At 65.5% G+C, this 25,614-nt stretch carries 29 protein-coding genes; 10 read left to right on the top strand and 19 right to left on the bottom strand.

Annotated elements, in window-relative coordinates; genetic code table 11:
* Positions 1-12 precede the first annotated feature (12 nt).
* Positions 13-1,002 carry a Bug family tripartite tricarboxylate transporter substrate binding protein gene (locus HV786_RS05785; protein ID WP_056319078.1) on the top strand — a complete coding sequence of 330 codons (990 nt, stop codon included), beginning with the start codon at positions 13-15 and terminating at the stop codon, positions 1,000-1,002.
* A gap of 25 nt (positions 1,003-1,027) precedes the next feature.
* Positions 1,028-2,323, top strand: coding sequence for an acyl-CoA thioester hydrolase/BAAT C-terminal domain-containing protein (locus tag HV786_RS05780; protein ID WP_175210272.1), 1,296 nt, complete (start codon positions 1,028-1,030; stop codon positions 2,321-2,323).
* 12 nt (positions 2,324-2,335) lie between these two features.
* Here HV786_RS05780 and HV786_RS05775 read toward each other — a convergent pair whose 3' ends face one another.
* The 3 genes from HV786_RS05775 to HV786_RS05765 all read right to left on the bottom strand — a co-directional run bounded on the left by HV786_RS05775 (position 2,336) and on the right by HV786_RS05765 (position 5,274).
* Positions 2,336-2,920: a YceI family protein gene (locus tag HV786_RS05775; RefSeq protein ID WP_056319084.1), complete on the bottom strand. Its 585-nt coding sequence runs from the start codon at positions 2,918-2,920 to the stop codon at positions 2,336-2,338.
* Positions 2,921-3,131: 211 nt separating this feature from the next.
* Positions 3,132-4,433, bottom strand: a complete 1,302-nt coding sequence (locus HV786_RS05770) for a UDP-N-acetylglucosamine 1-carboxyvinyltransferase (RefSeq protein ID WP_056319089.1) — start codon at positions 4,431-4,433, stop codon at positions 3,132-3,134.
* A gap of 127 nt (positions 4,434-4,560) precedes the next feature.
* On the bottom strand, positions 4,561-5,274 hold the full coding sequence (locus HV786_RS05765; RefSeq protein ID WP_128827193.1) for a GNAT family N-acetyltransferase: 714 nt from the start codon (positions 5,272-5,274) through the stop codon (positions 4,561-4,563).
* 103 nt (positions 5,275-5,377) lie between these two features.
* On the opposite strand from HV786_RS05765, the gene HV786_RS05760 reads away from it, so the two are divergent.
* Positions 5,378-6,424 (top strand): GlxA family transcriptional regulator, encoded by a 1,047-nt coding sequence (locus HV786_RS05760; protein ID WP_252869973.1) that lies wholly within the window; start codon positions 5,378-5,380, stop codon positions 6,422-6,424.
* On the opposite strand, the gene HV786_RS05755 is transcribed toward HV786_RS05760, so the two are convergent.
* The 5 genes from HV786_RS05755 to HV786_RS05735 form a co-directional block, all read right to left on the bottom strand.
* Positions 6,333-6,812 (bottom strand): hypothetical protein, encoded by a 480-nt coding sequence (locus HV786_RS05755; RefSeq protein WP_128827192.1) that lies wholly within the window; start codon positions 6,810-6,812, stop codon positions 6,333-6,335. The two genes, HV786_RS05760 and HV786_RS05755, sit on opposite strands and share 92 nt — an antisense overlap.
* 25 nt (positions 6,813-6,837) lie before the next feature.
* Positions 6,838-7,473 carry a hypothetical protein gene (locus tag HV786_RS05750; protein ID WP_128827191.1) on the bottom strand — a complete coding sequence of 212 codons (636 nt, stop codon included), beginning with the start codon at positions 7,471-7,473 and terminating at the stop codon, positions 6,838-6,840.
* Positions 7,474-7,643: 170 nt separating this feature from the next.
* Positions 7,644-8,126: a nucleoside deaminase gene (locus tag HV786_RS05745; RefSeq protein ID WP_128827190.1), complete on the bottom strand. Its 483-nt coding sequence runs from the start codon at positions 8,124-8,126 to the stop codon at positions 7,644-7,646.
* Positions 8,127-8,184: 58 nt separating this feature from the next.
* Positions 8,185-8,778 (bottom strand): BPSL1445 family SYLF domain-containing lipoprotein, encoded by a 594-nt coding sequence (locus tag HV786_RS05740; protein ID WP_128827189.1) that lies wholly within the window; start codon positions 8,776-8,778, stop codon positions 8,185-8,187.
* A gap of 150 nt (positions 8,779-8,928) precedes the next feature.
* Positions 8,929-9,849 carry a CAAX protease gene (locus HV786_RS05735; protein WP_128827188.1) on the bottom strand — a complete coding sequence of 307 codons (921 nt, stop codon included), beginning with the start codon at positions 9,847-9,849 and terminating at the stop codon, positions 8,929-8,931.
* A gap of 238 nt (positions 9,850-10,087) precedes the next feature.
* Here HV786_RS05735 and HV786_RS05730 point away from each other — a divergent pair, with 238 nt between their 5' ends.
* A complete protein-coding gene (locus HV786_RS05730; protein WP_252869972.1) occupies positions 10,088-11,134 on the top strand; it encodes a hypothetical protein in 1,047 nt (348 codons plus the stop codon).
* Between the two features lie 3 nt (positions 11,135-11,137).
* Here the strand turns inward: HV786_RS05730 and HV786_RS05725 are convergent, their stop codons facing one another.
* The 3 genes from HV786_RS05725 to HV786_RS05715 all read right to left on the bottom strand — a co-directional run bounded on the left by HV786_RS05725 (position 11,138) and on the right by HV786_RS05715 (position 13,640).
* The gene (locus tag HV786_RS05725; protein ID WP_128827187.1) at positions 11,138-11,647 is read right to left on the bottom strand and encodes a hypothetical protein; all 510 of its coding nucleotides are present in this window, start codon (positions 11,645-11,647) and stop codon (positions 11,138-11,140) included.
* Between the two features lie 184 nt (positions 11,648-11,831).
* The gene (locus HV786_RS05720; protein ID WP_175210404.1) at positions 11,832-12,575 is read right to left on the bottom strand and encodes a DUF899 domain-containing protein; all 744 of its coding nucleotides are present in this window, start codon (positions 12,573-12,575) and stop codon (positions 11,832-11,834) included.
* A 165-nt stretch (positions 12,576-12,740) separates the two neighbouring features.
* Entirely contained in the window at positions 12,741-13,640 is a 900-nt protein-coding gene (locus HV786_RS05715; RefSeq protein ID WP_175210271.1) for a LysR family transcriptional regulator, read from the bottom strand.
* 112 nt (positions 13,641-13,752) lie between these two features.
* Between HV786_RS05715 and HV786_RS05710 the strand changes: the two genes are divergently transcribed.
* Positions 13,753-14,781, top strand: a complete 1,029-nt coding sequence (locus HV786_RS05710; RefSeq protein WP_128828911.1) for an NADP-dependent oxidoreductase — start codon at positions 13,753-13,755, stop codon at positions 14,779-14,781.
* 39 nt (positions 14,782-14,820) lie between these two features.
* Here HV786_RS05710 and HV786_RS05705 read toward each other — a convergent pair whose 3' ends face one another.
* Together HV786_RS05705 and HV786_RS05700 are read right to left on the bottom strand one after the other, a co-directional pair.
* Entirely contained in the window at positions 14,821-15,243 is a 423-nt protein-coding gene (locus HV786_RS05705) for a hypothetical protein (protein WP_128828910.1), read from the bottom strand.
* A 45-nt stretch (positions 15,244-15,288) separates the two neighbouring features.
* A complete protein-coding gene (locus HV786_RS05700; RefSeq protein ID WP_252870225.1) occupies positions 15,289-17,046 on the bottom strand; it encodes an eCIS core domain-containing protein in 1,758 nt (585 codons plus the stop codon).
* A 216-nt stretch (positions 17,047-17,262) separates the two neighbouring features.
* Here HV786_RS05700 and HV786_RS05695 point away from each other — a divergent pair, with 216 nt between their 5' ends.
* From HV786_RS05695 to HV786_RS05685, 3 genes are all read left to right on the top strand, one after another.
* Positions 17,263-18,012 carry an SDR family oxidoreductase gene (locus HV786_RS05695; RefSeq protein WP_128828909.1) on the top strand — a complete coding sequence of 250 codons (750 nt, stop codon included), beginning with the start codon at positions 17,263-17,265 and terminating at the stop codon, positions 18,010-18,012.
* Between the two features lie 116 nt (positions 18,013-18,128).
* Positions 18,129-18,734, top strand: a complete 606-nt coding sequence (locus tag HV786_RS05690; RefSeq protein WP_128828908.1) for a hypothetical protein — start codon at positions 18,129-18,131, stop codon at positions 18,732-18,734.
* Positions 18,735-18,879: 145 nt separating this feature from the next.
* Positions 18,880-19,095, top strand: coding sequence for a hypothetical protein (locus tag HV786_RS05685; protein WP_056319125.1), 216 nt, complete (start codon positions 18,880-18,882; stop codon positions 19,093-19,095).
* A gap of 56 nt (positions 19,096-19,151) precedes the next feature.
* On the opposite strand, the gene HV786_RS05680 is transcribed toward HV786_RS05685, so the two are convergent.
* The 6 genes from HV786_RS05680 to HV786_RS05655 form a co-directional block, all read right to left on the bottom strand.
* Positions 19,152-19,928 (bottom strand): aldolase/citrate lyase family protein, encoded by a 777-nt coding sequence (locus HV786_RS05680; protein ID WP_128828907.1) that lies wholly within the window; start codon positions 19,926-19,928, stop codon positions 19,152-19,154.
* Between the two features lie 8 nt (positions 19,929-19,936).
* A complete protein-coding gene (hpaH, locus tag HV786_RS05675) occupies positions 19,937-20,719 on the bottom strand; it encodes a 2-oxo-hept-4-ene-1,7-dioate hydratase (RefSeq protein ID WP_128828906.1) in 783 nt (260 codons plus the stop codon).
* Positions 20,720-20,728: 9 nt separating this feature from the next.
* Complete coding sequence (locus HV786_RS05670; protein ID WP_128828905.1) at positions 20,729-21,595, bottom strand: fumarylacetoacetate hydrolase family protein; 867 nt, start codon at positions 21,593-21,595, stop codon at positions 20,729-20,731.
* Positions 21,592-22,464 (bottom strand): amidohydrolase family protein, encoded by an 873-nt coding sequence (locus HV786_RS05665; protein ID WP_128828904.1) that lies wholly within the window; start codon positions 22,462-22,464, stop codon positions 21,592-21,594. Before HV786_RS05665 ends, HV786_RS05670 begins: the two co-directional genes overlap by 4 nt.
* Before the next feature lie 12 nt (positions 22,465-22,476).
* Entirely contained in the window at positions 22,477-22,857 is a 381-nt protein-coding gene (locus tag HV786_RS05660; protein ID WP_128828903.1) for a RidA family protein, read from the bottom strand.
* Between the two features lie 121 nt (positions 22,858-22,978).
* Positions 22,979-23,947, bottom strand: coding sequence for a Bug family tripartite tricarboxylate transporter substrate binding protein (locus HV786_RS05655; RefSeq protein WP_128828902.1), 969 nt, complete (start codon positions 23,945-23,947; stop codon positions 22,979-22,981).
* Positions 23,948-24,189: 242 nt separating this feature from the next.
* Between HV786_RS05655 and HV786_RS05650 the strand changes: the two genes are divergently transcribed.
* Together HV786_RS05650 and HV786_RS05645 are read left to right on the top strand one after the other, a co-directional pair.
* Positions 24,190-24,822 carry a flavin reductase family protein gene (locus tag HV786_RS05650; protein ID WP_128828901.1) on the top strand — a complete coding sequence of 211 codons (633 nt, stop codon included), beginning with the start codon at positions 24,190-24,192 and terminating at the stop codon, positions 24,820-24,822.
* Positions 24,819-25,610, top strand: a complete 792-nt coding sequence (locus HV786_RS05645) for an IclR family transcriptional regulator (protein WP_128828900.1) — start codon at positions 24,819-24,821, stop codon at positions 25,608-25,610. The genes HV786_RS05650 and HV786_RS05645 overlap by 4 nt, the downstream gene beginning before the upstream one ends.
* Positions 25,611-25,614 lie beyond the last annotated feature (4 nt).

Raw genomic sequence — 25,614 nt, 5'->3', positions numbered from 1 at the left:
CTGGAGAGCCGTATGCGATTCACCCGCCGTCATGCCCTGGGCGCGCTTGCCGCCTTGCCGTTGATCTCGCGCCCGGCCTGGGCCCAGCAGAACGCCTTTCCGACGCGGCCCGTGCGCCTCTTGGTAGGCTTCGCGCCGGGTGGGCTGACCGACATCGCCGCGCGCGCGCTGGCCGATCGCATGGGCAAGACGCTCAAGCAGAACGTCGTCGTCGAGAACCGTCCGGGCGGGCAGGCCATCATTGCCACCGTCGCGGTGGCGCGCGCCGAGCCGGACGGCTACACGCTGGGCTTTGCCGGCACCAACGGCATGATCCTGAACCCCTTGCTGTACAACAACCTGCCGTACCAGCCGTCGGACTTCAAGCAGCTCGGCTCCATGGGCAAATCGCCCATGCTGTTGATCGTGCATCCCGACCTTGGCGTGAACACCGTGCAGGAATTCATTGCCCTGGCCAAGAAAAAACCCAACGACATCACGTGCGCGCACGCGGGCCGCGGTGTCATCAACCACCTCGCGCTGCTGCATTTTCAGTCCAAGACCGGTACGCAGTTCCAGGACGTGCCCTACAAGGGCAGCGGCCCGGCGCTGCTGGATCTGATGGCCGGCACCGTGCAAAGCACGTTCGACTTCCCGACCTCGGCGCTGCCCAACATCAAATCCGGCAAGCTTAAGGTCCTGGCCGTGACCGCGGACAAGCGGCTGTCCAGTCTGCCCGATGTGCCGACCATGAAGGAAGCGGGCGTGGACGACTTCGAGCTCTACACCCGCATGATGATCTCGGGCCCTGCCGCAATGCCTGCAGACGTGGTGAAAACGCTGGAACACGCCGTGCGCGAAGGCACGCGCGACCCCAGCCTGATTCAGCAGTTTGCCGAGCAGGGCGTGGCCGTGGAGTTCACGTCATCCGCCGACCTGGACAAGGTCATCGCCGACGAATCGGCCATGTGGGCGCAGGTCATCAAGGCCAACGGCGTGCCCAAGACCGATCTGAAGGCATAAGGCCGCGACTGCCAGGGAGACGACTGTGACGCAGCCCCGTATCACCGTAACGCCAGAACGCGCGCTCATCGACGTCGAGCGCGACATCCATATCGAAGGCTTTCCGGCGTATGCCTTCATCACCGTCACCGCCAGCATGAGCATGTGCGGCGCGACGTGGCGCTCGGAAGCCGTGTTCATGGCTGGCCATGACGGACGGCTGGACCTGCGGCGCGATTGCCCGGTGTCCGGCTCGTATGCCGAGCCTTCGGCCATGGGACTTGTCTGGTCCATGGTGTGCCAGGACATGGAACGCGTGGTGTTCCCGCCCGACAACACCCAGGCGCTGACCGTGCATATCCATGCCGCCAGCGGCACGCTCACGGCCGACGCCACGATGGTCCAGGACTTCCTGGCCGATGGCGTCACGCACCGATCCGTGCGAGAGACGGTGGACGGCATGATGGTGTCCGGCGAACTCTACATGCCCGCCGGCCCCGGTCCGCATCCCGTCGTGGTCTACATGAACGGTTCGTCGGGTGGCGTCAATGCGCCGCGGGCCGCGCTGTTCGCCGCCCGCGGCTACCAATGCCTGGCGCTAGCGATCTTCAACTACGATGGCCGGCCGAAATACCTGAACGACATGCCGCTGGAATACTTCGAGGCGGCGCTGAAGTGGGTGCGTAAATCGCTGCAGCCGCGCGACGGCTTCGTGGCGGTGTCCGGCATCAGCCGCGGCGGCGAGACCTCATTGCTCGTGGCCTCGCATTTTCCCGACCTGGTAAGTGCCGTCGTCGCTTACGTGCCGTCGCCCGTGACGCACGGGGTGGTCAGCGCGGGCGCGCCGGGCACGGGTCGAAACGCCCAGGTCTGGACCCGGCATGGCGAGCCCTTGCCGCACTTGTGGCAGGACAACGCCACGGCCGACTGGGACGCCGCCTACGCCTCGGATCCGCCGTACCGCCAGACCCTGGCGTTCCTGAGCGCCACGCGCGATGCGGCGGCCGTCGAGCGCGCGCGTATTCCTGTCGAAAACTATCCCGGCCCGGTCATGCTGGTAAGCGCATCGGACGACGGCTTCTGGCCCAGCACCGCGTATTCGGAAATGGTGGTGCGCCAGCGCCAGGCGCATGACCTGCCGACGCGTCATTACGTCTGCGCGGGGGCAGGGCACCACGTCCACTATCCCTGCCTGCCGGCCACCCTGATCAACAAGCCGCACGCGATGTCCGGCCTGCTGCTGGATGCGGGTGGCACGCCATCCGCCAATGCGGCCGGCAACGAAGGATCGTACCGGGCGGTGCTGGACTTTCTGGCGCAGGCGCGGGCGGGGGAATTGTAGGAAGGCTGGGCGTCACTGCCGGCGGATCGCCTCGACCTGGATCTTCAGTTTCACTTCCGGCTTGAAGCCCATGTCCAGCCCGAAGTTCATGCCGAAATCCTTGCGGCTGAATTCCGTGGAGGCATCGGCGCCGCAGACCTCGCGCTTGACCATCGGGTGGTCGATGCACTTGAAGTCGTCGATCTCAAGCTTGACCTGGCGCGTGACGCCGCGCAGCGTCAGGTCGCCCGTCGCTTCTTCCGGCTTGTCGCCGTCGAATTTGGTGAACTTGCCCTTGAACGTGGCGGTGGGGTACTTGGCCGCATCGAAGATGTCGGGCGCGATCGCGTGCTGGTTCATCTCGTCGTGGCCGAAGTCGACCGATTTGATGTCCACGGTGACTTCCAGCGTGCCGGTGCGCGCCTGGCGGTCCAGCACGACCACGCCGCTGGACTGGTTGAACTTGCCGCGCCAGGTCGACAGGCCGCCGAAATGATCGGCCTCGAAGCTGGGATACGTATGCGAGGGATCAAGATCATAGGTGACCGGCGCGGCGGTGGCGCCCACGGTCAGCGATAGCGCACTTGCGCCCAGCAGCAGGGTCGGGATCAACTTCATTGCGGCTCCTTGAATAGGGTGTTCAAGTCACGTTTGCGGCAGGCGGCAAGCGTGCGGGGAAGCCAAGACAATAACATTCAGGTCTGAGTCAGCAGAGCGGCCAAGCGCTAGCACTGGGGGTGCCGCGCGCGTGCCGGTCAGCATCGCAGGCATCGGCAGGCGGCCGGCGCACCTGCAAAAAAGGGCGGCGCCAAAACGCCCGTGCTGCCGTTTACTCGTCGTTCGCCCACTCAACCTGCACGCCCAGGCTGCGCAGGTTTTCGACAAAGCGCGGGTGCGCCCGGCGGATCGGCGTGGCGTTGCGGATCTCGGAACGGCCCTTGATGCTGCTGGCCACCATGAACAGCGCGATCGCCACGCGGATGATGTAGGGGCTTTCGACCACGCCCGGCGTGAGCGGATTGCCGCCGAAGGTCACCACGCGGTGCGGGTCCGACGAGAACACATGCGCGCCGAACTTGGACAGTTCGCCCGTCCAGCCCAGCGCGCCGTCGTAGACCTTGTTCCAGAACATCGCATTGCCCTCGGCGCATACGCCCAGCGCAATGAAGATCGGCAGCAGGTCCACCGGAAAGTACGGCCAGGGCGCCGCTTCCACCTTGGTCAGCACGTTGCTGGTGAACGGCGTCTGCACCTTCAGCGGACCATCGCGCAGCGCGCGCGACCAGCCGTCCTTGTGCTCGATCCGCACGCCAAACTTGGCGAACGTGCGGTCGATCAGCGGGAAGTTGCCCGGCGTGCGGTTGCGCACCACCACATCGCCGCCGGTGATCGCGCCCAGCGCGAGGAACGTGGTGATTTCGTGGAAGTCCTCTTCGAACGTGAACTCCCCGCCGCCCAGGCGCTTGCCGCCGCGCACCACCAGCCGCGACGTGCCGATGCCGTCGATGTCGGCGCCCATCATGGCCATGAAGCGGCAGAACTCCTGCACGTGCGGCTCGGACGCCGCATTCGTCAGCGACGACTCGCCTTCTGCGGCGGCGGCGCACAACACGAAATTCTCGGTCGTGGTCACTGACGCGTAGTCCAGCCAATGATGCGTGGGCTTGAGCGGGCCGCCCGCGCGCACCAGCAGCGATCCGCTGGCGCGCTCCACCTCGCCGCCGAACGAGCGGAAGATGTCCACGTGCGGATCGATCTCGCGCACCCCCAGCGTGCATCCCTTGACGTTGTCTTCCAGCCGCGCCACGCCAAAGCGGGCCAGAAGCGGCGGCACCAGCATGATCGACGAACGCATTTCCTCCGGCAGCCGGTGCGCCGCCGCGTCGAACACGGTGTTCTTGTGATGCAGTTCCAGCGTGCGCGTCGCATCGTCCAACCGCACGTCGCTGCCCAACGTGCGGAAGATATCCAGGATCTTGCGCACGTCGGTGATGTCCGGCACCCCGTGCAGCCGCAACGGCTGGTCGGTCAGCAGCGTGGCGCACAGGATCGGCAGCACCGCGTTCTTGTTGGCCGAGGGGACGACGCGGCCGCGCAAAGGCGTGCCGCCGTGGACGATGAGATTGGACATGGGGATGGGACAGCCGGGAAAGAAATAGGGGAGAGCGCGGGGATTGTACCGGGGTCCTTCAAGGGGTCATTTTGACGAAAGGCGGCTAAACGTTTCAGACTGCAATGTTCCTAACGCAGACGCTGTTCTAATTCTGGTCACCGTCTATCGGTGCGCGTTCCATCATCGTCAAATGAAATCGCTGCCGCAGCCGAAACCCCAGGCGCTCATACAACGCAATCGCACCGGCGTTCTGGCCAAGCACGTGCAGGAACGGCGATTGGCCCTGCAGCCAGATCTGCGCTTCGAGGCTTTGCACCAGCCGTTGGGCCAGTCCCTTGCCGCGCCATTGCTCGTCGACACAGACGGCGCTGATCTCGATGTGGCCGGCTGGGCGCATCCGTTCGCCCGCCATCGCGACCAGGCGGCCTTGCCATCGAATTCCGATGTAGCGGCCCATCTCGTGGGTGCGCGGGCAGAACGGACCGGGCTTGGTTTTGGCGGCCAGCGCCTGCATCTCGGCAGCATCGGCCGCGGTGAGCGCGACCATGTCGGCGGTGTCGGCGACACAGGGACCGCGCCGCGTCGCAACCATCTGATGGATCACGCCGACCGGATTGGCGCGAAGCCGGGCGGGGGGCTTGAGCGGGTCAAACGAAAGCAGCGCCACCTGCTCGCCCGGCGGCAAAAGCTGTGCAAGCGCGGCCCATGCCTCGGGTGAGTCATCGGACGCCATCGCGGCAAACGGCGCGATATCCGGGTGATAGCGGCGGGCAAGGTGCTCGCCGGTGCTCAGATGCGCCTGCTCCGTGACGAGGGACGTCCAGATCGGGTTGTCCAGACTGTGTGCTTGTTGGTCCATGCGGGCTCCCATTGATCCGCGCCAAGGGCGCGTGGGGCCAATGTAGACAGGAACGGGGCGCCGTTCTATGGTCGCAAATGACATTTTTGGAGTTATTCACGCCATGAAGATCTCCGTGCTGGCGCTGGACGGCTGCTTCGACACAGGGCTGTCGGCCATCCTGGACGCATTCACGACGGCCAACGAGCTGGCCGACCTCCAACAGCCCGGCGAAGGGCCGCGGTTTGACATCGACATCATCGGTGTGCGGCGCGAGGTGCGCACGGGTCTAGGCATGCGCGTTCCGGTCAAGCCTGTCAGCGCAATGGGCAATCCCGATTGGGTCGTGCTGCCAGCCATCGCCACCAAGATGCCGGAGCAACTTCTGCCGGCGCTGGAACGCCGGGAGGTCAAGGACGCGCTAGGGGTGCTGCGGGATTCCCATGCCGGCGGCGCCAGGATCGCGGCCGCGTGTATTGGCACCTTCGTGCTGGCCGAATCCGGGTTGCTCGATGGACACGAGGCCACGACGTCATGGTGGCTGGCGCCGCTGTTTCGCCAGCGGTATCCGGAAATTGAACTGGACAGCGCACGTATGATGGTGCCGTCCGGCAGCTTCACGACCGCGGGCGCGGCGATGGGTCATCTGGATCTGGCCCTGTGGCTGGTGGGCCAGGCCAGTCCGGCGCTGGCCGCCGTGGTTGTGCGCTATCTGCTCGTGGACGCGCGGCCGTCGCAGGCGCCGTACATGATCCCCGATCACCTCGCGCGCGCCGACCCGCTGGTCGAGCGTTTCGAGCGTTGGGCCCGCCAACGCTTGGCGCAGGGGTTCTCTGTGGCCGACGCCGCGGACGCGCTTGCGACCAGTACCCGCACGTTGCAACGCCGTATCGAGGCGGTGCTGGGCAAGTCGCCGCTGTCTTACTTCCAGGACTTGCGCGTCGAGCGGGCGGTCCATCTGCTGCGAACCAGCCACCTGAACATCGATGCGATTGCCACAGAGGTGGGCTATGAGGACGGCGCGACATTGCGGACGCTGCTGCGCCGCAAGCTGGGTAGGGGGGTGAAAGAGCTACGGCTCACGCGGGCTTATCCCGATGCTTGCGAATCAGCACCGCGCCGCCAATCGTCAGCAGCAAGCCGCCGCCCAGATACGGCAGGCCAAAGATGAGCAGGAAGAAGAACAGTGCGGTGTTTGCATCCCGAGCGTCCGCGCCGCCGCCCGTGTGCATGGCCGGGTCCATCTGCAGCAGCGCAATCGGCACGGTCAGCAGCAGCGTCACACCCAGCGCAAGGCAGCCCCAGCCGATCAGCCGGCGCAGATTTCCGATGCGCGCCAGCAATACGGCGGCAATCACCGCGATCACCGCGTAAAGCACGGCACTGGCGATCTGCATCCGCTGCAGCGCGGTGTCGTCCAGCGGCACGTAGGTGCCGCCGGCGGGCTGGTTTAGGCCGAACAGGGCTTGCAGCAGCGGATTGGTGACGCCAAAACTAGCGCTGCCGATCAGCAGACCCAGGACAATGCTGGCCAGCCATTTGATCGCGGTCGGGGGCATGGGGCGGCGGGTCGCTTCTTGTGGATCAGTAGTAGATGTCGACGTAATCGGTCAGGCCGCCGCACGCTTCCATCTGCTGCAGACGCCAGTACTTGCGCTTGCCGGTCGCCTTGAATTCGTAGTCGCCGGTACGCTCGCAGCGGCGGCCCTTGTCGGGCGCGTCCAGGATCAGGATCGTGCCGCGCAGCACGAAGCTGTCGCGGCCGATGGAGACGACCTCGCCTTTGACCTTCAAGGTGCCTTCATGGTTGGCCTGCGTGCCGTCAAGACGCACCACGTCGTTGTCGTCGATCGCGTTCATCTTGCCGCGCTTGGCGGACCACAGCCATTGCAGCGTCACGCCGCTGTTGTTCAGCAGCCGCTCGTAGGCGGCCTGGTCGTTGATCTGCGTTTTTTGCACCGGCGCAAGGGCGCCGCCGGCGGGAGCCTGCTGCGCGGGCGCTTGACGGGCGGGCGCCTGTTGAACCTGGGGTTGCGCAGCGGGGGCCTGCTGCGGCGCCGGCGCCTGATTGCCCGAATTGGCGCGCGGAGGCAGGATGGCTGCGCCGGGATCCTTCTGCGCGAAGGCGGGAGCGGCGGCTGCGAAGGCCAGTCCCAGAGCCAGAAGCAGATTACCGGACTTGCGTTTGATTCCCGAGGCGCGGGCAACGTGAGTGTGCATGGTCTGTATCAAGAGAGGAAAGGGATGTGCCGTACAAACCTGACCCCGATTACGGCACGGGCGCCAACTTATCACGCCCGTGCGCGCAAATAATTGCGGTGTTTAGCGTAGCTGTATCCATTCGTTAGACGGAAAACAGAATGCTTCACCGACCCGCCCGTGCGATCCCATCAGGCTCGCCGCCGCACGTTCTCTTCGTGGAGCAATCGCACGGGTTCCACGAATTCCGGGACCGGCCCCTCCGCCTCGATCCCGCTGACCACCTCGGAGATGGGCAGGGACCGCACGGGCGAGGGCGGCACGCCCCATTCGCGCATCCATTCGGCGTACTGGGCAGACGACACGGCGTACACGATCCGGCCGAGTCCCACCCAGCCGTGCGCCGCCGAACACATGGCGCAATGCTCGCCGGACGTGTACACCGTGCAGGCCGCACGGTCCGCGGGCGGCACGTTGTTTGCCGCCCAGCGCGCGATTTCGAATTCCGGATGCCGCGTGCGGTCGCCGCTGGAGACATGGTTATGGTCTTCAAACAGCACCCGTCCATCGCCCGACACCAGCACCGATCCAAACGGCTGGTCTCCCGCATCGAGCGCCTGCCGGGCCAGCTCGACGCAGCGTGCAAGGTGCTTCTTGTCCTCTGCGGTAATCACGCGTGATCTCCTTGTAAAGATTGAGCCGGCGCGGGATGTGCGCGCCGGCCGATTTGTTCTACAGCAGCAGCGGCGAAATCTTGCTGCCGTCCACCGAGACGCCCGCCATCAGGCCGCCATTGTTCATCACGAACCCCACGATGGGTTGCTGCGCGGTATAGGAATCGATGCTGCCGTTCACGCCCACGTTGGCCACGGCGACGGTGGCGTCCGCGCCGATGGTCCAGCCGCTGCTGGCGCGGAACTTCGCCAGCGCGTCGTCCGTCATGAAAAGCAGCACCATCGCCTTGGACTGCGCGCCCGCCTGAAAGCCGATGGAACCGCCCGTGATGCTGTAGTAGCCCTTGTCTTGCCCGCCGACCTGCAGCACGCCCGAGCCATGCTGGGCGCCCACGATGAAGCTGGCGCTCAGCACGGCCGGAAACACCAGCACGCCGCGGGCGCGTTCCACCAACTGCTTGGACTGCGGCGCGGACTCATACAGCTTGGACAACGTCGCCGCCGCAGCGGTATCCAACTCCTGACGCTTTTCAGCGGCAGTTGCCGTGGCGCGCGAGTCTGTCGTGGTGCAGCCCGCAAAGAGCAGCCCCGCCATGCCGAATGTGACGGCCGCCACGGCGGTTCTGCGGAATTTTGAATTGATATCAAGCATTTGCGCTTCCTATTTGTAGGTGACCACGGTGCACTTCGAATCATCTCCTGGCTGGAGATTACTCCGGCTTGCGCGCGCAGGCGATGGGGGCGATCTTGCAAGGACAAAAATGTCCGCTTGATAGGAAAGCTGCCTCGGCTGCCCGCGCGCTCAAGGCGAGCGAATCAAAAATCGTTGCTGTGGCCGCTGCGGTGTTTGTGCGGCCAGGATGGTGTTCTCCCGCGCGCAACAAGCAGCCAGAGCGGTCAAGTCATCCATCGAATTGACCTGATGGGTTCGGGCAAGGTGCTGAAAGCGCCGAATCTCCGCTGACGAGCAGGCGCGATGCGCGTCCCGCAGCAGGCCATTGGCTTGCAACAGCCGCAGGTTTTCCGGGTGGATCAACGCCAGCAGGCTTTCCACCTTGCCGATTTTTTCTCGCAGGTGCTGCAAGGCATCCGGTTCGCTCAACACGCCGTATCGCTTCCATGCCGGTTCATGGTGGAAAAGGCGGTTGCGGAAGTCACGCAAGGTCGCGACCAGATCATGCGCATGGGCCAGCATCGCTGCGGCGCGATGCACCGGCCACGGGCCGCGGAATACCGCCGACAAGTGCTTGGGCCAGATCATTCCGCGGCCCATGAACTCCGCGTCCAGCAAAAATTCCCAGGTCGAGAATTCCGTCTTCGCAATAATGCCGTGATGTTGCGGCATTACGTTGCCGCGCACGGCGTGGCGGCGGCGCTGTTCGGCAGCATGGCTGCGAGTCGCTTTGGCGAAGTTTTCGCGCACCGCCTGCACTGGATGCGGCGCGTCGGCGCCGGGCGCGAATGTGCGGTACCGCAGCTTGCCACCCGCCCACCAGAACCGGCCCATGTCGGCGACGAGCGCTTGGTCGATCGCGTTGCGCAAGGTGATTTCCACGGCGGCCATCAGAGGGTAAAGCGCGCCGCAAACGAAGCCGTTCCATAAGTACACGCCCATCAGTTCCACATCGTTGCGGGGAAGAAATACGTTCTGATAGCTGCTGATGCGCTCGTTGCTGATGAGCGCTTCGATCAGAAGGGGACGGTATTGCAGTGTTTGGGGCATGTTGCCGCGCCTTGAATGGAAAAACTGCCGCCGTGGTTTGACCGTGCCCGACGGGAAAGCATAGAATCCGCTCAAGGTTGGTGATGGCTTCCAATGGGCGCAAGCCTACGACCCATCATTTAAGACCTGATCCCACCCCGGCCTTGAGCCGGGGCTTTTATTTGCGGGTCCCCGATGCCTGTGGCCAGCTGAATCCCGGTGGCTCAAGACCGAAGCTCTCCACGGTTAACATCGCGCCATGCTATTCATCATCTTTCTCTGGATCGCGCTGGCCATCGTGGTTGGCTTCATGGCGCGTAAGCGTGGCCGCAATGGGGTGGGGTGGGCGGTGCTGGCTTGTCTGATCAGTCCGCCGGTGGCGGCCGTTTTTCTGGCAAACATCGCCAATCGTTCGCCGCTGGCCGGACAGCCGATTCTGTCATCGCATGTCGATTGCCTGCACTGCGGCAAGCCCATTCTGCGCGAGGCGCGCGTGTGCCGTCATTGCGGCGGCGACGTGACGGAAAGCGGGCTCGCGCCGGTGCGTCAGGCAATGCCTGTCGGGTATTGGTTCGATCTTCCCGATCCCGCCTTCAAGCTGATTCGATCCGCGGACCGCGTGTCGCTCGTAAAGCCCGTTCCGCCGTGGATCGTGGTGGACCAGTCGCTCGACTCCATCGTCATCGGAAGCCGCTGGCCGGGCCGGCTGTGGCGCGTGCGGGTGGAGAAGCAGGGCGACATGTCCGATCTGGTCGCACAACCCGGCTATTGGCGCGCCAGTGCAATCGCTTTGCTGGAAGAATTGCCGCTCTCTGCCCTGTTCGGGCCGAATGGCGAGGGCGTGCTGGAGATCGTTGACGAGATCGGGACGTTGTCGCGCAGCCAGGCGCAGGCGTTGGCGGACAACCTACCTGAAGACGCCTGGCGGGCGTACAGCCGGGCTTGGATGCGTTGGTCGCAACAGGGTGGTGAGCCAACCTCGAACGACGAGGACGACTGGCGCGGCACGCTGGCTGCCGCGCGGCGGGACGACAAGGCGCGTTCGCCGGTCCATGCCGGCTTTCTGCTGATCCATGACCAGCTGCGCAAGCGCGCCGAACAAGTGGATGGCGGCGGCGCCTTCATCGTGGTCGAGGAAGATGGCGAGACCGAACGGGTGTTGAACCCGTTATGGCAAGCCGCTTGCGATGCGTTGCTGTTTGCCGCCATGGCGCGGGGGGCGCCGCAGTACGTGACCGAAGCAGACGCGCTGACGTTGACGCAGGCCTGGACTCGCGGTCTGGACGGGGCCAGCCAGCGCGCCTGAGCGTCACCACATCGCTTCATTCAGGATCTTTCGGGCCCGCCTGAAGGTAATCACTGCCGCCCAGCCTGCCAGCACCAACGCGATCCAACCGTTCATGTTGAACTGCACTTTGCGCGAATGGCTTTCGTCATGGACCTGCTTGGCATCGACCAGCGTTTCGCCGTTCTTGCGCACGCCGTAGACCCGCACGGGAATGGCCATGTTGTATTGCCGCGCAATCGTGCCGTCTGTAAGCTGCTTTTGGTCTTCAAGCACCATGAATTCGACGTGCTCGCCCTCGGTGTACCGAACCTTGTAGGTCGCCTCGAAGAACTTGAACACCATGTAGGGATAGTTGCCCGAATAGACGCAAGGCACGGCGTAACGTTCCAACCGTCCGCGTATGCGCGCCTGGGCATCGCAACTGGCGACCTTGTCGACACGAAGCTGGATCGTGTTCAGCTTGGCGGGGTCATAGGGCAGGCGGATGTCCTTTGCCGCATTGAAGCAGTAGATGGCGATGCCCAGGAGCACAAGTGCTGCAATCGCGGGAATGCGGCAAGGCTGGAAGGCGCGTTTCCAGTCAGCCAATTCACCCGGCATGCTGGCTGACTGGGAAACGATGGCGACGATTGCGGGAACCAGTATCGATGTTCATGGGGCGCGCTGCGGAATTTGCCAGCGCGTATCTTAAAACAGCCGCTTGCCGCGACGCAGGCTACTTCGGGTCGCAGTGATTGCGAAACGCCTTTTCGCCCGCGTCGGATACCTCGACCCATTTCTGGTCGGGCGGCGCGTCGGGCGCGTAGCTGTCGTGCCAGTTCCACCATTTGTAGGGCGGCGTCTGCGGATAGCCGGCCGGAGAATCCTCCCAGGTCTCCTGCCGCCCCAGCGGCGTGATGTCCAGGTAATTCCACGTGCCGCCCATCTGCTCGTCGCCCCGGTTGTTCAGGAAGTACGTGCGATAGATGCGGTCGCCGTCGCGATAGAACACGTTGGTGCCGTGCCATTCGTCCACACCGAAATCCGCGTCGAAACTGTCGGTCAGCGTGAACCACGGCATCGTCCAGCCCATGCGCGCCTTCAGCCGGTCGATGTCCGCCTGCGGCGCGCGCGACACGAAGGCGAGCGTCGTGTCGCGGGCATTCAGGTGCGAAAGGTGGGCCACCTGGTCCGCCACCATCGAGCAGCCGCGGCACGCATGATCCGGCCAGCCGAACACCCCGGGCTCGTGAAACGCGCGATAGACGATGAGCTGCCGGCGGCCGTCGAACAGGTCGCGCAGCGTCACCTTGCCGGCCGGGCCTTCAAAAACATATTCCTTGTCGACCGCCGTCCAGGGCATGCGGCGGCGTTCCGCGGCGAGGGCGTCGCGAGCGCGGGTGTGGGCTTTTTCCTTGGCGAGCAGTTGCAGGCGGGCGGCTTCCCAGTCTTTCCCGGAGACGACCGGGGGCGTCTGCATGGCGGGCCGGGCGCCATTGCCGGCGGATGCGGGGGGCGTCGTCATGACTTGATCCTCCTGAGGGGTTCGGTGCCAAAGGCGCCGAGCGAGCGGCGCGGGTACGGGAATAGTGTGGCACCGGCAGGCGGCGGCCAGGAGTAACAAATCTGGCGCGTGTCCGGCGGCTCAGGCGCTAAGCAGCGCGGCCTCGCGCGGCATGGCCTGCGCAGTCCACCCCCGCAGGCTTTCACGCAGCAGGGTCACGGCAGCCTGCCCGCTTTCGTTCAGACGGTGCGCCGCGTACAGGCCGAATTGCGCGGTCAGCGGCAACGCGCCTTCGTCCCCGATGGAAATCACGCGCATGGTGTCGGGCCGCAGGCACTCGGTCGTCAGCAAGGCCACGCCCAGGCCGTTCTCGACGGCGGCGATCGTGGCGCCCACGTTGTGGCTGGTCAGCGACACCCGGAAATCGCGCCCCGACGCCGTCAGCGCGTCGAACGCCAGCCGGCGCCATGAGCACGGCTCGGCGTACACGATCACGTCGAGCGGCTGGTCCGGGGCCAGGGTTTCGTCGATCCCGCAGGCCCAGTGCAGATCGACCGTCCACGTCTCGATGGGTTCTTCGGTGAATCCCACACAGGCGCCCACGGCCACGTCCAGCGTGCCGTCCTGCCAGCGCGCGGCCAGCCGCTCGCCGTCGTCGATGACGACCTCCAGATGCAGGTTGGGGCACGCGCGCCGCAGCCGGCCCAGCGCCGCCGGCAACGCGGCCACCGCCACGTCCTCGGACAGCCCGATGCGCACGCTGCCCGCCACCGCCCGTTCGCGCAGCCGCGCCGCCGCCGCCTCGCCCAGCGCAAGGATCCGATTGGCGTAGCTCAGCAGCAACTCGCCCTCGGTGGTGGGGGCCATGCCGCGGCCCGTGCGATGCAGCAGCCGCTTGCCCACCATTTCCTCCAGCCGGCGGATCTGCGTGCTAAGCGCCGACTGCGCGCGGCCCGACATTTCGGCTGCGCGGCTCAGGCTGCCATATCGGCAGACCGCGACAAAGGTGCGGAGCAGGGCGGGGTCGAAGTCGGTTGACATTATCAATCCATGAATTCTGGTTTACGAGCTATCAGTCTATCTGTAACTCTGCGGCGTCCCTAGGATGACCCTTGTCGCGAAATGTCCGACTCAACTCAAGGAGCCATCCACCATGACACACCCCCAGAATCTGCGCGTCGTTCTCGCATCCCGGCCGGTTGGCCGCCCCAAGGCCACTGATTTCCGCGTCGAGCGCGCACCCATTCCCGAACCGGCCGAGGGCCAGGTGCTGCTGGAAGTCCAGACCCTGTCGCTGGACCCGTACATGCGCTGGCGCGTCAGCGACGAAAAATCCTATGCCGAGCCCATGCAAATCGGGGACGTCATGGTCGGCGGCACCGTTGCCCGGGTAAAGACGTCCCGCCATCCCGACTGGCGTGAGGGCGACATCGTGCTGTCGTCTGCCGGCTGGCAACACTACGCGCTGTCCGACGGCAGCGGTCTGCGCCGACTTGATCCGGAGATGGCGCCGCCGTCCACCGCGCTGGGCGTGCTGGGCATGCCCGGGCTCACGGCCTACGTCGGGCTGCTCAACATCGGCCAGCCCAAACCGGGCGAAACCGTGGTCGTTGCGGCTGCTAGCGGCGCCGTTGGTTCGGTGGTCGGCCAGATCGCGCGGATCAAGGGCGCGCGCGTCGTGGGCATCGCGGGCGGGCCGCAGAAGTGCGCCTTCGTCAAAGAGGAACTGGGCTTTGACGTGGTCGTGGACCACCACGCGCCCGACTTTGCGCAGAAGCTGGCCGAGGCCTGCCCCGACGGCATCGACGTCTACTTTGAGAACGTCAGCGGCCATGTCTGGGACGCGGTGCTGCCGTTGCTGAACGACTTTGCCCGGGTGCCGGTGTGCGGCCTGATCGCCAACTACAATGACGGCCCTGCCGACCGCCGCGGCCCGGACCGCTTGCCCGCCACCATGCGCGAGATCCTGTCGCGCCGCATCACGCTGCAAGGGTTCATCGTGTTCGATTTTCCGAAGGAACAGGAAGACGAATTCCTGCGCGTGGCGGGGCAGTGGATCCGCGAAGGCAAGCTGCGCTGGCGCGAGGATGTCGTCGACGGACTGGAACAGGCGCCCGAAGCGCTGATCGGTTTGCTTGAAGGAAAGAACTTCGGGAAGCTGGTGGTGCGGGTGGGTGACTGACCCACGGCGCGTGGCACGGGCGCCGGGGGGCGGGATGTTTTATTGGCCGAGGGTGCGCGCCTTGCTGCGCCGCGCCCTCGGTTTGGGCGCCACGCCCATGCGCGGATCCCGCGCCAGCGCCAACGCCGCCAGCGTGGCCGCGGTCGATTCGAAGGATTCGCTCGACTGCGGCAGGTACAGCCACTTGCCCAGCACCGGATGCGGCAGCAGTTCGGGAATGTCCGCCCGCAGCGCCGCGTGACGGTCCTGCGACGTGCTGACCATCACACCGTTCCAGGGATCGTCGCGGTCGGCGACGATCAGATACAGCAAGCCGTCCAGGTAGGCCGCGTCGGCCCCGAACATCTTGCGATGCATGTAGGCGGCGTCGCGCGCCAAGGGCTCCAGGATCCAGAGCAGCGAATTGGTTTTCGCGGCGCGCTGCTTGCGGGGTGGGGCGAAGGGATCGGGTGGGTTGCGCATGAAGGAGAACCGGGCGGGCAGGGCACGGGAAATATGCCACAGCCGCTATTGCTCGAACAAGGGAGCCAAAGGCATCAGGGGGCCATATTTCTTCAGTTTTTCCCAGTTCTCGGCAGCCTGACGCAGCTCCTCGTTCTTGCGCGCTTCCTCCAGGATTTCATCGATGCGCGGCGCCAGCGCCACGGACAGGTCGATGATGTCGTAGGCGGTGTAACCGCGCTCCCAGCGCGCACGCAAGGTCACGTCGTCACCTTTGGCGCGCATGGCGCGCGTGCCTTCCTTCAGCATCGCCTTGCGTTGATCGGCATTGAGCCGCTCGGCAAACGAAATGCCCGCCACCAGCCCTTGCACCACGCCTTTTTCGCGATACCCGGTGGTGGCCGCCACCTCGCTCGCTACGCTGCGGCTGATGACTTTCGGCGCCAGGTTGTCGCGTATCCAGCTGCGGCTCAACCGCAGCAACCCGGCTGCCAGACCGTGGCCAAAGCCCGTGCGCATCCCTTCCGCGCGCGCCGCTTCCTGCGCCTCGGCATACGTCATGGCGAACTGCACCATCAGCATGATCGCGTCTTGCGGCCCGGGCATCAGAAAGTCCGCGACCCAGCCCGCGGCGCTGCCGATCTTGCCGAGCGTCGAAGCGGTGCGGCCAGAAACCTTCAAGAGTGAACCGGCTTCCTCGGCCACGACCGTGCTGGCGGCGGTGGCGGGCACCGCGGTGGGCGCCTTTCCGTAACGCGCCTCCAATTCCGCCATGCGGGGCGGTCCCGAGCCGACCTTCGGCGCTTCACCGGGCACGCGAGGCTTGGTGGCGGGCTGTTCGACAGGCAGTTGCGGCAAGGACGATTTGGGGCGAGGCCGCACGGCGGTTTCGGGATGCTGGATGAACTTTTCGTCAGGCAGGCCCGCCTGCACGGCGGGCTGGCGCATGCTGGACAACGACCGGTAGTGACCCGAGCCGTCGTTCCAGGATTTCACCTTGCCCGCCTCGAATTCCACTTGTCCTGCCCAGTTGACGCGCCCGCCGCGCGCCGCTTCGGTGTGGCCCAGCGGGTTCATCGTGTTCTTGGCCTTGACCGCGTAGATTTCGCCGTCTTTGACGACAAAATCATAGTTACCGCGCGCGGTCCTGCCATATTTCCCGCCGACCTCCCGCCATGTGCCGTTCACGTTCTGCAGCTTGATGACGTTGCGCGACGACCCGAACGCGGGCGCGTCCCGCGGCAGATTGCCATACGTCGGCCCGCTGGGCTCGCGCTGCAACAGGCGAGGGCCGCGCGCACTGATTGACGACTGCTGGACCACGTGCGCGAGTTCGTGCGCCAACAGCGCTTGGCCTGCGGCGGTGCCCGGTGCGTATTGGCCTGAGCCCAGGACGATGTGATGGCCGATCGTGAAGGCGCGGGCTTGTACGGCGCGGGCTGATGCGCCAGCCCGCGCGTCCGAATGCAGCCGGACGTGGCTGAAATCTTTCTGAAAACGCGGCTCCATGAACGCGCGGGTATCGGCGTCGAGGGGATGGCCGCCGGCCGCCAGCACGTTGGCAAGGGGCGACGGGTCGGTTATCGATGCCGCGTTTCGCGCGTCGACCGGGTGCAGGGGAATCGGCGAAAAGCCCTGCGCGGGGTCGAGCCGCGGGATGCGCATCACCTGTTCGGACGCCCGCTGCGCTTCCTGCTCCGATGCATCGCCTGACCGTGACATGGCAAGGCGGGCATCGGGGGGATGCACCGCTGCGGTTCGTGCGCGCCGTTCGGCCGGTGCGGGGTGAAAAGCCGCTTTGGGCTTCTGTACGAAAGCGCGCATGAGGTCGCTCCTTTCGTTCGGCCTGTTGAAAGCCGGGAATTCAACATGCGGTGTTGGGCCCGGCAGGGGTGCGATCTCAGGCGGGCAACGCCGATTATTGTGCGCCTTTTCCTGGGCGTGCGCACCGTCTGCAAACAGGAGAGCGCAAGAACCGGATAGCCGCTGCGGCGCGGGGTTTCGACAATGACGGCACGCCATTCATCCAGGACACACATCATGCCCATCTTGCAAGGAAAAACCGCCCTCATCACCGGCGCATCGTCCGGCATCGGACGCGCCGCCGCATTGCTATTCAGTGCCGAAGGCGCCGACGTCGTGCTCAATGCCCGAGGCGAGGCGCCCCTGGACGCCGTGGCCGCCAGCATCCGCGACCGGGGCGGGCGGGTGCGTACCGTCGCGGGCGACGCCAGCCAGCCGGGCACGCACGTGCGATTGATCGCCGAGGCGAATGATGCTTTCGGCGGCCTGGACATCGCCTTCAACAACGCTGGCGCCACGGGCCCGATCGGCCCGCTGGCCGACATCAGCTTTGCCGATTGGCAAGCCACGATCGACGTGAATCTCACCGCAGCCTTCCTGGGCAGCGCCCATCAGATCCCCGCCATGCTGGCGCGCGGCGGCGGCGCCATCATCTTCACGTCCAGCTTCGTGGGCACCAGCGTCGGATTGCCCGGCATGGCGGCCTACGGCGCGGCCAAGGCGGGGCTGATGGGGCTGGTCAAGGGCATCGCCGCGGACTACGGCGGCAAAGGCATCCGGGCAAATGCGCTGATGCCGGGCGGTGTGGACACGGCGATGGCCGGAGACGCCGCGCAGAAGGAATGGGCGGCAGGATTGCACGCCATGAAGCGGATTGCGCGGCCGGAAGAAATTGCGTCGGCCGCCTTGTTCCTGGCCAGCCCGATGTCAAGCTTCGTCACCGGCTCCGCGCTGTTCGCCGACGGGGGAAATGCAGCGGTGAAGTGATGACGAACACGCCGTGGCGCCGGGCAGTTTCTGTAATACTGCGGCTTCGTAGCTTTGGCGTGAATCGGACCTCATCCGGCTTCGCGCCATCCCTCCCAGCGCCTGGATGACCGGTCATGTCTGAACACCATCAATTCATCTTCCCCCGTGATTTCCATCTGGCGCCGCCCGACTGGCCCGCCCTGCAAGCGCGGCTATTGGAAGGCGGTTACGTCCTGCCCGCGCAAGGCGACAGCATTCCCTACAGCGCCAGCCGCGACAGCTTTGACGAAGCCGACGCGGCTTGGCATAGCGTCCAATACTGTCTGGGTCCGGCGGCCCGGCCCTACCTGAGCGCCGCGGTCAGGGACGATTACGACGCCGATCCCCGGAACTTCCCGATTCTGCTGCTGGCGTTTGACGGCGCGAACCCGCGCGTCATGGTCGGCGAGAATCTTTGCGCACCCAGCCCCCCGGGATCGAACGAACCCGCCTCTCCCATGCCGGCCGACTCGCATGTGGACTTCATCGGCCAAGCCTACGAGAACCCGGCCGCGCAATGGCATTGCGAACAGAGCGGACGCAGCTATCGCATTCTTGAGCTGGACTGGCACTACAGCCTGGCGATGGGGTTTCGAATGGTGCGCTGTGAAGGGCTGGACCGGGAAAGCGCGCAAGGCCTGGCGCGGTTGATTGGGGAGCTGACAGGGCAGGTGATGGGCTGCAGTCACCGGCATCTTTGATGGCGAATCGGCTCGCGGTTCACCTGCCTGCGGCCAGAGACAATTCGATACGCAACGTGTTGCGGACCCCGGCGTCTTCGTCCATGCTGAACGGCATTGCTGCGCCGGACCAATCGGCGCTACAGACCCATTCTCAAGGAGCGATATGTCGATTCAGACGTTAGGCCGTTGCAGTGTCTTGTTGTTTCTCGCGGCGTTGAATGCCGGCTGCTCCTCGGTTGTCGGCGAGTGCGGAATGCTGCGCAGCAGCTGCATGTACGAAGGTCAGTACGAGTCCGGCGAAGAAGGCTACGCGGAAGACGAAGCGAAGCGCTTGAACAAGGAGTCGACGGATCGGCTGCGCCGAAGTTCGGGCGATTGATTGGCAGGCGGTTGGCGTGCGCGCGGCACGCCAGAGCCCGCGAAATTGAAACGACCCTATTCAGACGCGTGGGCCGCGAACCGCGCCGCAAGTTGATCGCAGTGGCGCGCCAGGATCGCCGCATCCACGCCTACCGCCGTGTACAGGCTTCCCGCAGCCATGTACCGCCGTGCCAACGTCTCCTCCGTGGTCAGCACGCCCGGAGCCTTACCCGCCGCCCGCACCCGGCGGATGGCTTGTTCAACGGCCGCCACCACGTTGGGATGCTGCGGCTCGCCGGGATATCCCAGGCTGGCCGCCAGGTCGGCTGGCCCGATGAACACGCCGTCCACGCCGTCCACGGCGATGATGGCGTCAAGATTTTCCAGGGCCTCGCCGGTCTCGGCCTGAACCAGGAGGCAAAGCTCTTCCTCGCAGCGGCGCATGTAGTCGGGCACGCGTCCGTAACGCGTGGCGCGCATGGTACCGCTTACGCCGCGCACGCCGCGTGGCGCATAGCGCATGCCGGCCACGGCGCTTTCTGCTTCCGCGGCATTTTGCACGTACGGCAGCAGAAGCGTCTGCGCGCCAATGTCCAGGTATTGCTTGATCTGCACCTTGTCGTTCCACGAAGGGCGCACGACCGGATGGCTGCCATACGCCGCCGCGGCCTGAAGTTGCGCCATGACGGTGGGCAACAGTGCCGGCGTGTGCTCGGTGTCGAGCAGCAGCCAATCGAAGCCGCTGGCCGCCACCAGCTCGGTGCTGTTCGGATGGGCAAGCGTGACCCAAAGCCCCGTCTGGTGACGCTGTTCACGCAGCGCGCGCTTGAACGTGTTGATCGGAAGTTCCACGTCTTGTCCTAGGAAAAGTGCACCGAAATGCTGCCGAGCTTGCCGTAGTCGGCATGCAGCGTGTCGCCCCGCTTGACCGCGACCGTGCGGGTGAACGACCCCGCCAGCACGATTTGCCCTGCAGCCAGGCCCGTATCGTGCAGGGCCAGCTTGTTGGCCAGCCACGCAATCCCCAGCGCCGGATGCCCCAGCACCGCGGCGGATACGCCCGATTCCTCGATCACGCCGTTCTTCAAGAGCAGGGCGCCTACCCAACGAAGATCCACGTCAATCGGACGCACGGGCCGGCCGCCCAACACGATGCCGGCGCATGCGGCGTTGTCGGCAATGTTGTCGACGATCCGGCGCGGATACTTGCTGCGTCCATCGATCAGCTCCAGCGCCGGCACCACGTAATCCGTGGCATCCAGTACATCAAACAGGCTTACGTCCGGCCCGCGCAGCGGCTTGCCCAGTACGAACGCCAGTTCCACCTCGACGCGCGGCACGATGAGCTTGTCGGTCGGGATCGTCTCGCCGTCCTGGTAGAACATCGTGTCCAGCAGATGTCCGTAATCCGGTTCGTCGATGCCGACAGTGCTCTGCATCGCCTTGGACGTGAGGCCGATCTTGTGGCCGCGCAGTTTGGCGCCCGCAGCCAGCTTTTCGTCGATGATCCGCTTCTGGATCGCGTAGGCGTCCGCGATCTCGATATCCGGAAAGACCTGGTCCAGTTGCGTGGTGGGCACGCCGCTGCGCTCTGCTTGCAGCAGCAGGCTCGCGGCGCGGTCGCGGTCTTTTTCATTCAGCATGTCGGCTCCTTATGCGGACACGGCCGGTTCATCGGCCACGGGATTGGACAGGACGCCGATGCCGGCGACTTGCACCTCGACCACGTCGCCGGGCTTCAGGAACCGTGGCGGCGTGAAGCGCACGCCCGCGCCAATCGGCGTGCCGGTCGAGATCACGTCACCTGGCTTGAGCGTGGTCCAGATAGAGATGTAGCGGATCAGTTCGGCGAACGGGAACATCAGGTTCTCGGTGGTGTCCTGCTGGCGCAGTTCGCCGTTCACGCGCGTGCTGACCGTGAGCGGCGCGGCCGGATCGAACTCATCCGCGGTCACCAGCCACGGTCCCATTGAACCGCTGGCGTCGAAGTTCTTGCCCTGGGTCACATTGAACTTGCCGTGCTTGATCCAGTCGCGCACCGTGCCTTCGTTCAAACACGTCAGGCCCGCGACATGGCTCCAGGCGTCTGCCGCGGCAATGCGGCGCCCGGCCTTGCCGATCACGATGGCGATCTCGCCCTCGTAGTCCAGTTGTTCGGACTCCGGCGGGCGCAGCAAGGGTTCGCCATGTCCCACGAAAGATCCCGGAAAGCGCGGGAATACGCTGGGATAGGCCGACGGCGCGCTGCCGTCCTGGTATTCCTCGTTGCGCTTGCCGTAGTTCACGCCCACGCAGATGATCTTCTCGGGGGCGGGGATGGGCGGCAGCAGACGCACCTGATCCAGCCGGTGCGTTGCGGGCAGCGACTCGGCCAGGCGCGCCAGCGCGGGCAGGTCGCCGGCTTGCAGCGCGGTCTGCAAGCTGTCGTGGCCGTGGCCGTCCAGCGCTACGATCTCGTCCTGGCCGCGCAGCGCGCCAAAGCGCACCTGGCCGTCATGCGTAAAACTGAGCAATTTCATTTGTCGAATCCAAAAAGGTGCGCGGGGTTGTCGACCAGGATCTTCTTGAGCGTGTCCTGATCGCCGGCATAGCGCGCCAACTGATCGAGCAGCCGGCCTTCGTTGGGCGTGGCTTTCACCGACACCGGATGCGGCCAGTCGCTGCCCCACACCACGCGGTCCGGGTTCGCGGCGATCAGCGCCTGGGCCAACGGGATCACATCGTCCCAGGGCTCGCTCGTGCGCGATATCTTCTCCGTCAACGACAGCATCACCCAGAAGTTGCCGCGCGAGAGCAGCGACTCCAGCATGCGTCGCGTGGGGTCGGCGGCGCCCGCGCTCGGGTCCGCCCGGCCCATGTGGTCCAGCAGCACGGGGATGTCCAGGCTCTCGAACTGTGCTGCCTGCGCCATCATTCCGTCGGGTTCCGGCTGGAACTTGGCGTACCAGCCCAGCTCGCGTATGCGTGCGATGGCGCGGTCGAAGACCTCGGGCGCCATGCTGATGCCCAGTCCCTGGCGCGTGAACCGCGCGCCGCGCACGCCGGCGTCGTGCAGCTTCTGGATATAGGCGTCGTCGCATTCGGCCAGCACCACGGCATTCGCGCAGCCGCGATACGACGGGCCAGCCGCGGCCAGGCCGTCCAGCACCACCTGGTGATCGGCGCCGTACGTGGTGGCTTGCACGATCACGCCGCGCTGGATGCCCAGCAGCCTGTGCAGGCCCAGCGCCGTTTCGATGGTCGCACTAGGCATCTCATAGGCTGCGCCCGGGCGCACCGGGTAGCGGTCGGCGGGGCCGAACACGTGGAATTGGCTATCGCACGATCCGGGCGGCAGGCGATAGGCCGGCGCGGTCGGGTTGGGGTTGAAGGCTTGATATTGCGGCATCGTCCGGCCCCTTTATTCGATCACGGCCACGAAGTCGCACTCGATGAGCTTGTCGCCATCCAGGTCCGCCTGCATGGTGTGACGCGCCGGACGATTCTGCGCGTCCGGAAAGGCTTGCAGCCACACGGCATTGAGCGCCGCGCGCTGGCTGCGGTCGCGCATCCACACCGTCATCTTGGCGATGTGATGCAGCGAGCCGCCGCCTGCCTGCACGATGCGGCGCACGTGGTCGAACATCAGCTCGCACTGGCGTTCCAGCGAGTCGCCATAGGCGCCCGTCGCGGGGTCGGTGCCCTGGATGCTGCCGGAATACAGCATGGGGCCGATCCGGCAGGCGGCGGGTATGGGGTTCTTGTGGCTGAAGCCTTCGGCATAGATGCTGCGTCTGCTCATGGCGTTTTCCGTCTCAATCGAAGTGTCTGGGGAGGGGGCGACGTTGCCGCGCCCCGTGGATCCAAGTGGCTGCCGGGTTGGCTGCTCAGAGGGCTGCCTGATTGCCGGCTAGGGGGGGCGCTCAGTTCGCGGTGATGCCGGCGCGCTTGATGATCGGCGTCCAGCGCGCATCTTCCGCGGCCAGATAGCGCGTGAATTCCTCGGGAGAGCTGCCGCGCGCCTGGGCGCCCAGCTCGTCAAAGCGCTGGATGATCGTCGGCTGCGCCAGGATCTTGGTCAGCGCTTCGCTCAGCTTGTTCAGCACCTCGGGCGGCGTGCCCTTCGGGGCCAGCAATCCAGTGAACGTCGCCGCTTCCATGCCCGGCACGCCGGCTTCCGCAAACGTTGGCACGTCCGGCATCGATGGCACGCGCTTGGCCGTGGTCACGGCCAGCGCGCGCAGCCGGCCTTCCTTGACGTAAGGCAACGCCACCGAAATCTGGTCGAAATTGAAATCCACCTGGCCGCCCAGCAGATCCGTCGTCGCGGGTGCGTTGCCCTTGTATTGCGCCGTCGTCCAGCGCGCCCCGGTCAGCGACTGCAGCAGTTCGCTCACCAGGTGATTCGTCGTCCCCGCGCCGGGCGATGCCATGTTCAGCTTGCCCGGCTCCTTCTTGGCCAGCGCCAGCAGCTCTTCCAGATTCTTGGCCTTGAGCTCCGGCCGCACCTGCAACACCAGCGGCGTATAGGACACCGAACTGATCGGCGCAAAGTCCCGGTCCCACTTGTAGGCGTCGCGCTTGAAGATCAGCGGCGAAAACAGCAGCGGTCCGTTGGCCGCCATGAACAGCGTGTAGCCATCCGGTTCCGACCGCGCCACCTGCTCGCCGGCAATCATGCCGCCCGCGCCCGGCTTATTCTCCACGATGAACGGCTGCCCCAGCGCCGCCTGCAACCCCGGCGCGATCAGCCGCGCCGCCACGTCCACATTCCCGCCGGGCGGGTAGGGCACAACGATCTTCACGGGCTTGTCGGGCCAGGCGGCGTTCGCCATCGAGGTAAGGACGGTCAGCGCCACTGTGGCGCAGGCGCGGAGCGCGGTGCGGTTCATGGTGAGTCTCCTGTGCGTGTCATCGCGTTTTGTTTGTTTGTTGACACTCTAGGAATTTGCGCCGCGCTGAACAACGGCAATTTCTCAAAAAGGTCCGGATATTGGACTCTTTTTGAACGCTGGGTTCGGCGCTCCTTTCGGTCGACCCCTGCTTCACGGGAAAATGACGCTCGGCGCATGAAGTCCGCATGGACGCGCCCTTAAACTGATGTTCAATATCCGGACTACGGAGCGAGACGACCATGCACTTTCCCGCCAGTGACCTGAACCCCGAGCAGACCTACCGCCTGATGAGCGGCATCATCGTGCCCCGGCCGATCGCCTGGATCAGCAGCGTCAACGCCCACGGTGTCGTCAACCTGGCCCCCTTCAGTTGCTACACCTTCGTCTCCAACCAGCCGCCCATGATTGGCGTGAACATCGGCAGAAAGGCCGGCCAGCGCAAAGACACCGGCCGCAACATCATGGAAAACGGCCATTTCGTCGTGAACATTGCCGACGAAACGCTGCTGGACCCCTTGCACGAAAGCGCTCAGGAACATCCGCCCGAAGTCAGCGAAGCCGATTTGCTGGGCCTCCCCGTCATCCCCGGCGTGGTGGTCGCCACCCCCCGCCTGTCCGCCGCGCCCATCAGTCTGGAGTGCCGGCTGCACAGCGTCACGCCGTTTGGCAACACCGGCGCCGAGTTCTTTGTGGGTGAAGTCGTGATGTTCCACATCCGCGAGGGCCTGATGCAAGACGGCAAGATCGACACCGCAACACTGCGCCCCATCTGCCGCATTGGCGGGCCCAACTATGCGTCGCTGGGCGAAATCATCACCAAGCGCGGTATCGCCCAAACGGCAAAGTCCGTCATTAAACCGGAGGCCGCATGAGCGGCTCCGAGGATAAAAGCGCGGCCGGCGCCCAGACCGTCCGGCGCGCATTGGCCTTGCTGCGGTTGATCGCGTGCGGGCAGGAACGGGGAGTGCGCCTGGTGGACCTGGAGCGCATGTCCGGCCTGAACCGGCCGACCGTGCATCGACTGCTCAAGACCTTGGTGCAGGAAGAGGCGGTGGAACAGGACCCCGAGACGCGCCGGTATTTGATTGGCCAGGAAATCACCCTGCTCGGGCTGGCGCGAACGCGGCGGTTCCCGTTGTTGACGCTGGCCGATCCCTATATGGCGGAGCTTGCCGACCAAGTCGGGGATACCGTGTTTCTAAGCATCCGGCATGGGCATGACTCGATCTGCATTGGGCGCCGCACGGGAAGGCACCCGATACAGGTGTTGTCGATTGAGGTGGGTGTTCGCAGACCGCTCGGGGTGGGGGTCTCCGGGGTGGCGTTGTTGGCCAGCCTGGACGCAGACGAAAGCGCGCGGCTGGTCTGCAGCAATGCGGCGCGGTTGGAGGTGTTGGGCGAGCGGGTAGAGGATGTGATCGCACGGGTTGATGCGGCCCGCCGGGAGGGCCTGGCACATGCGCCCGTGGGGCTGATGCCGGGGACCAGTGCGGTGGCGGTGCCGATCATGTCGGCCAAGGGGGAAGCGCTTGGGGCGATTACGGTGACAGCGATGGCGGAGCGGTTGGGGGCCGGGAGATTCGGGGAGGTCGTGGACAGGATGAGACAGGCGGTGGCCGGGATTGCGGCAAGGTGGGGACAGGTATCGACTCGGGCGTGACGGG

Source organism: Achromobacter mucicolens (assembly GCF_902859725.1).
Classification (GTDB): Bacteria; Pseudomonadota; Gammaproteobacteria; order Burkholderiales; family Burkholderiaceae_B; genus Achromobacter; species Achromobacter mucicolens.
The sequence above is the reverse complement of the archived record's forward strand: the minus strand, read 5'-3'. Positions and strand labels throughout refer to the sequence as shown.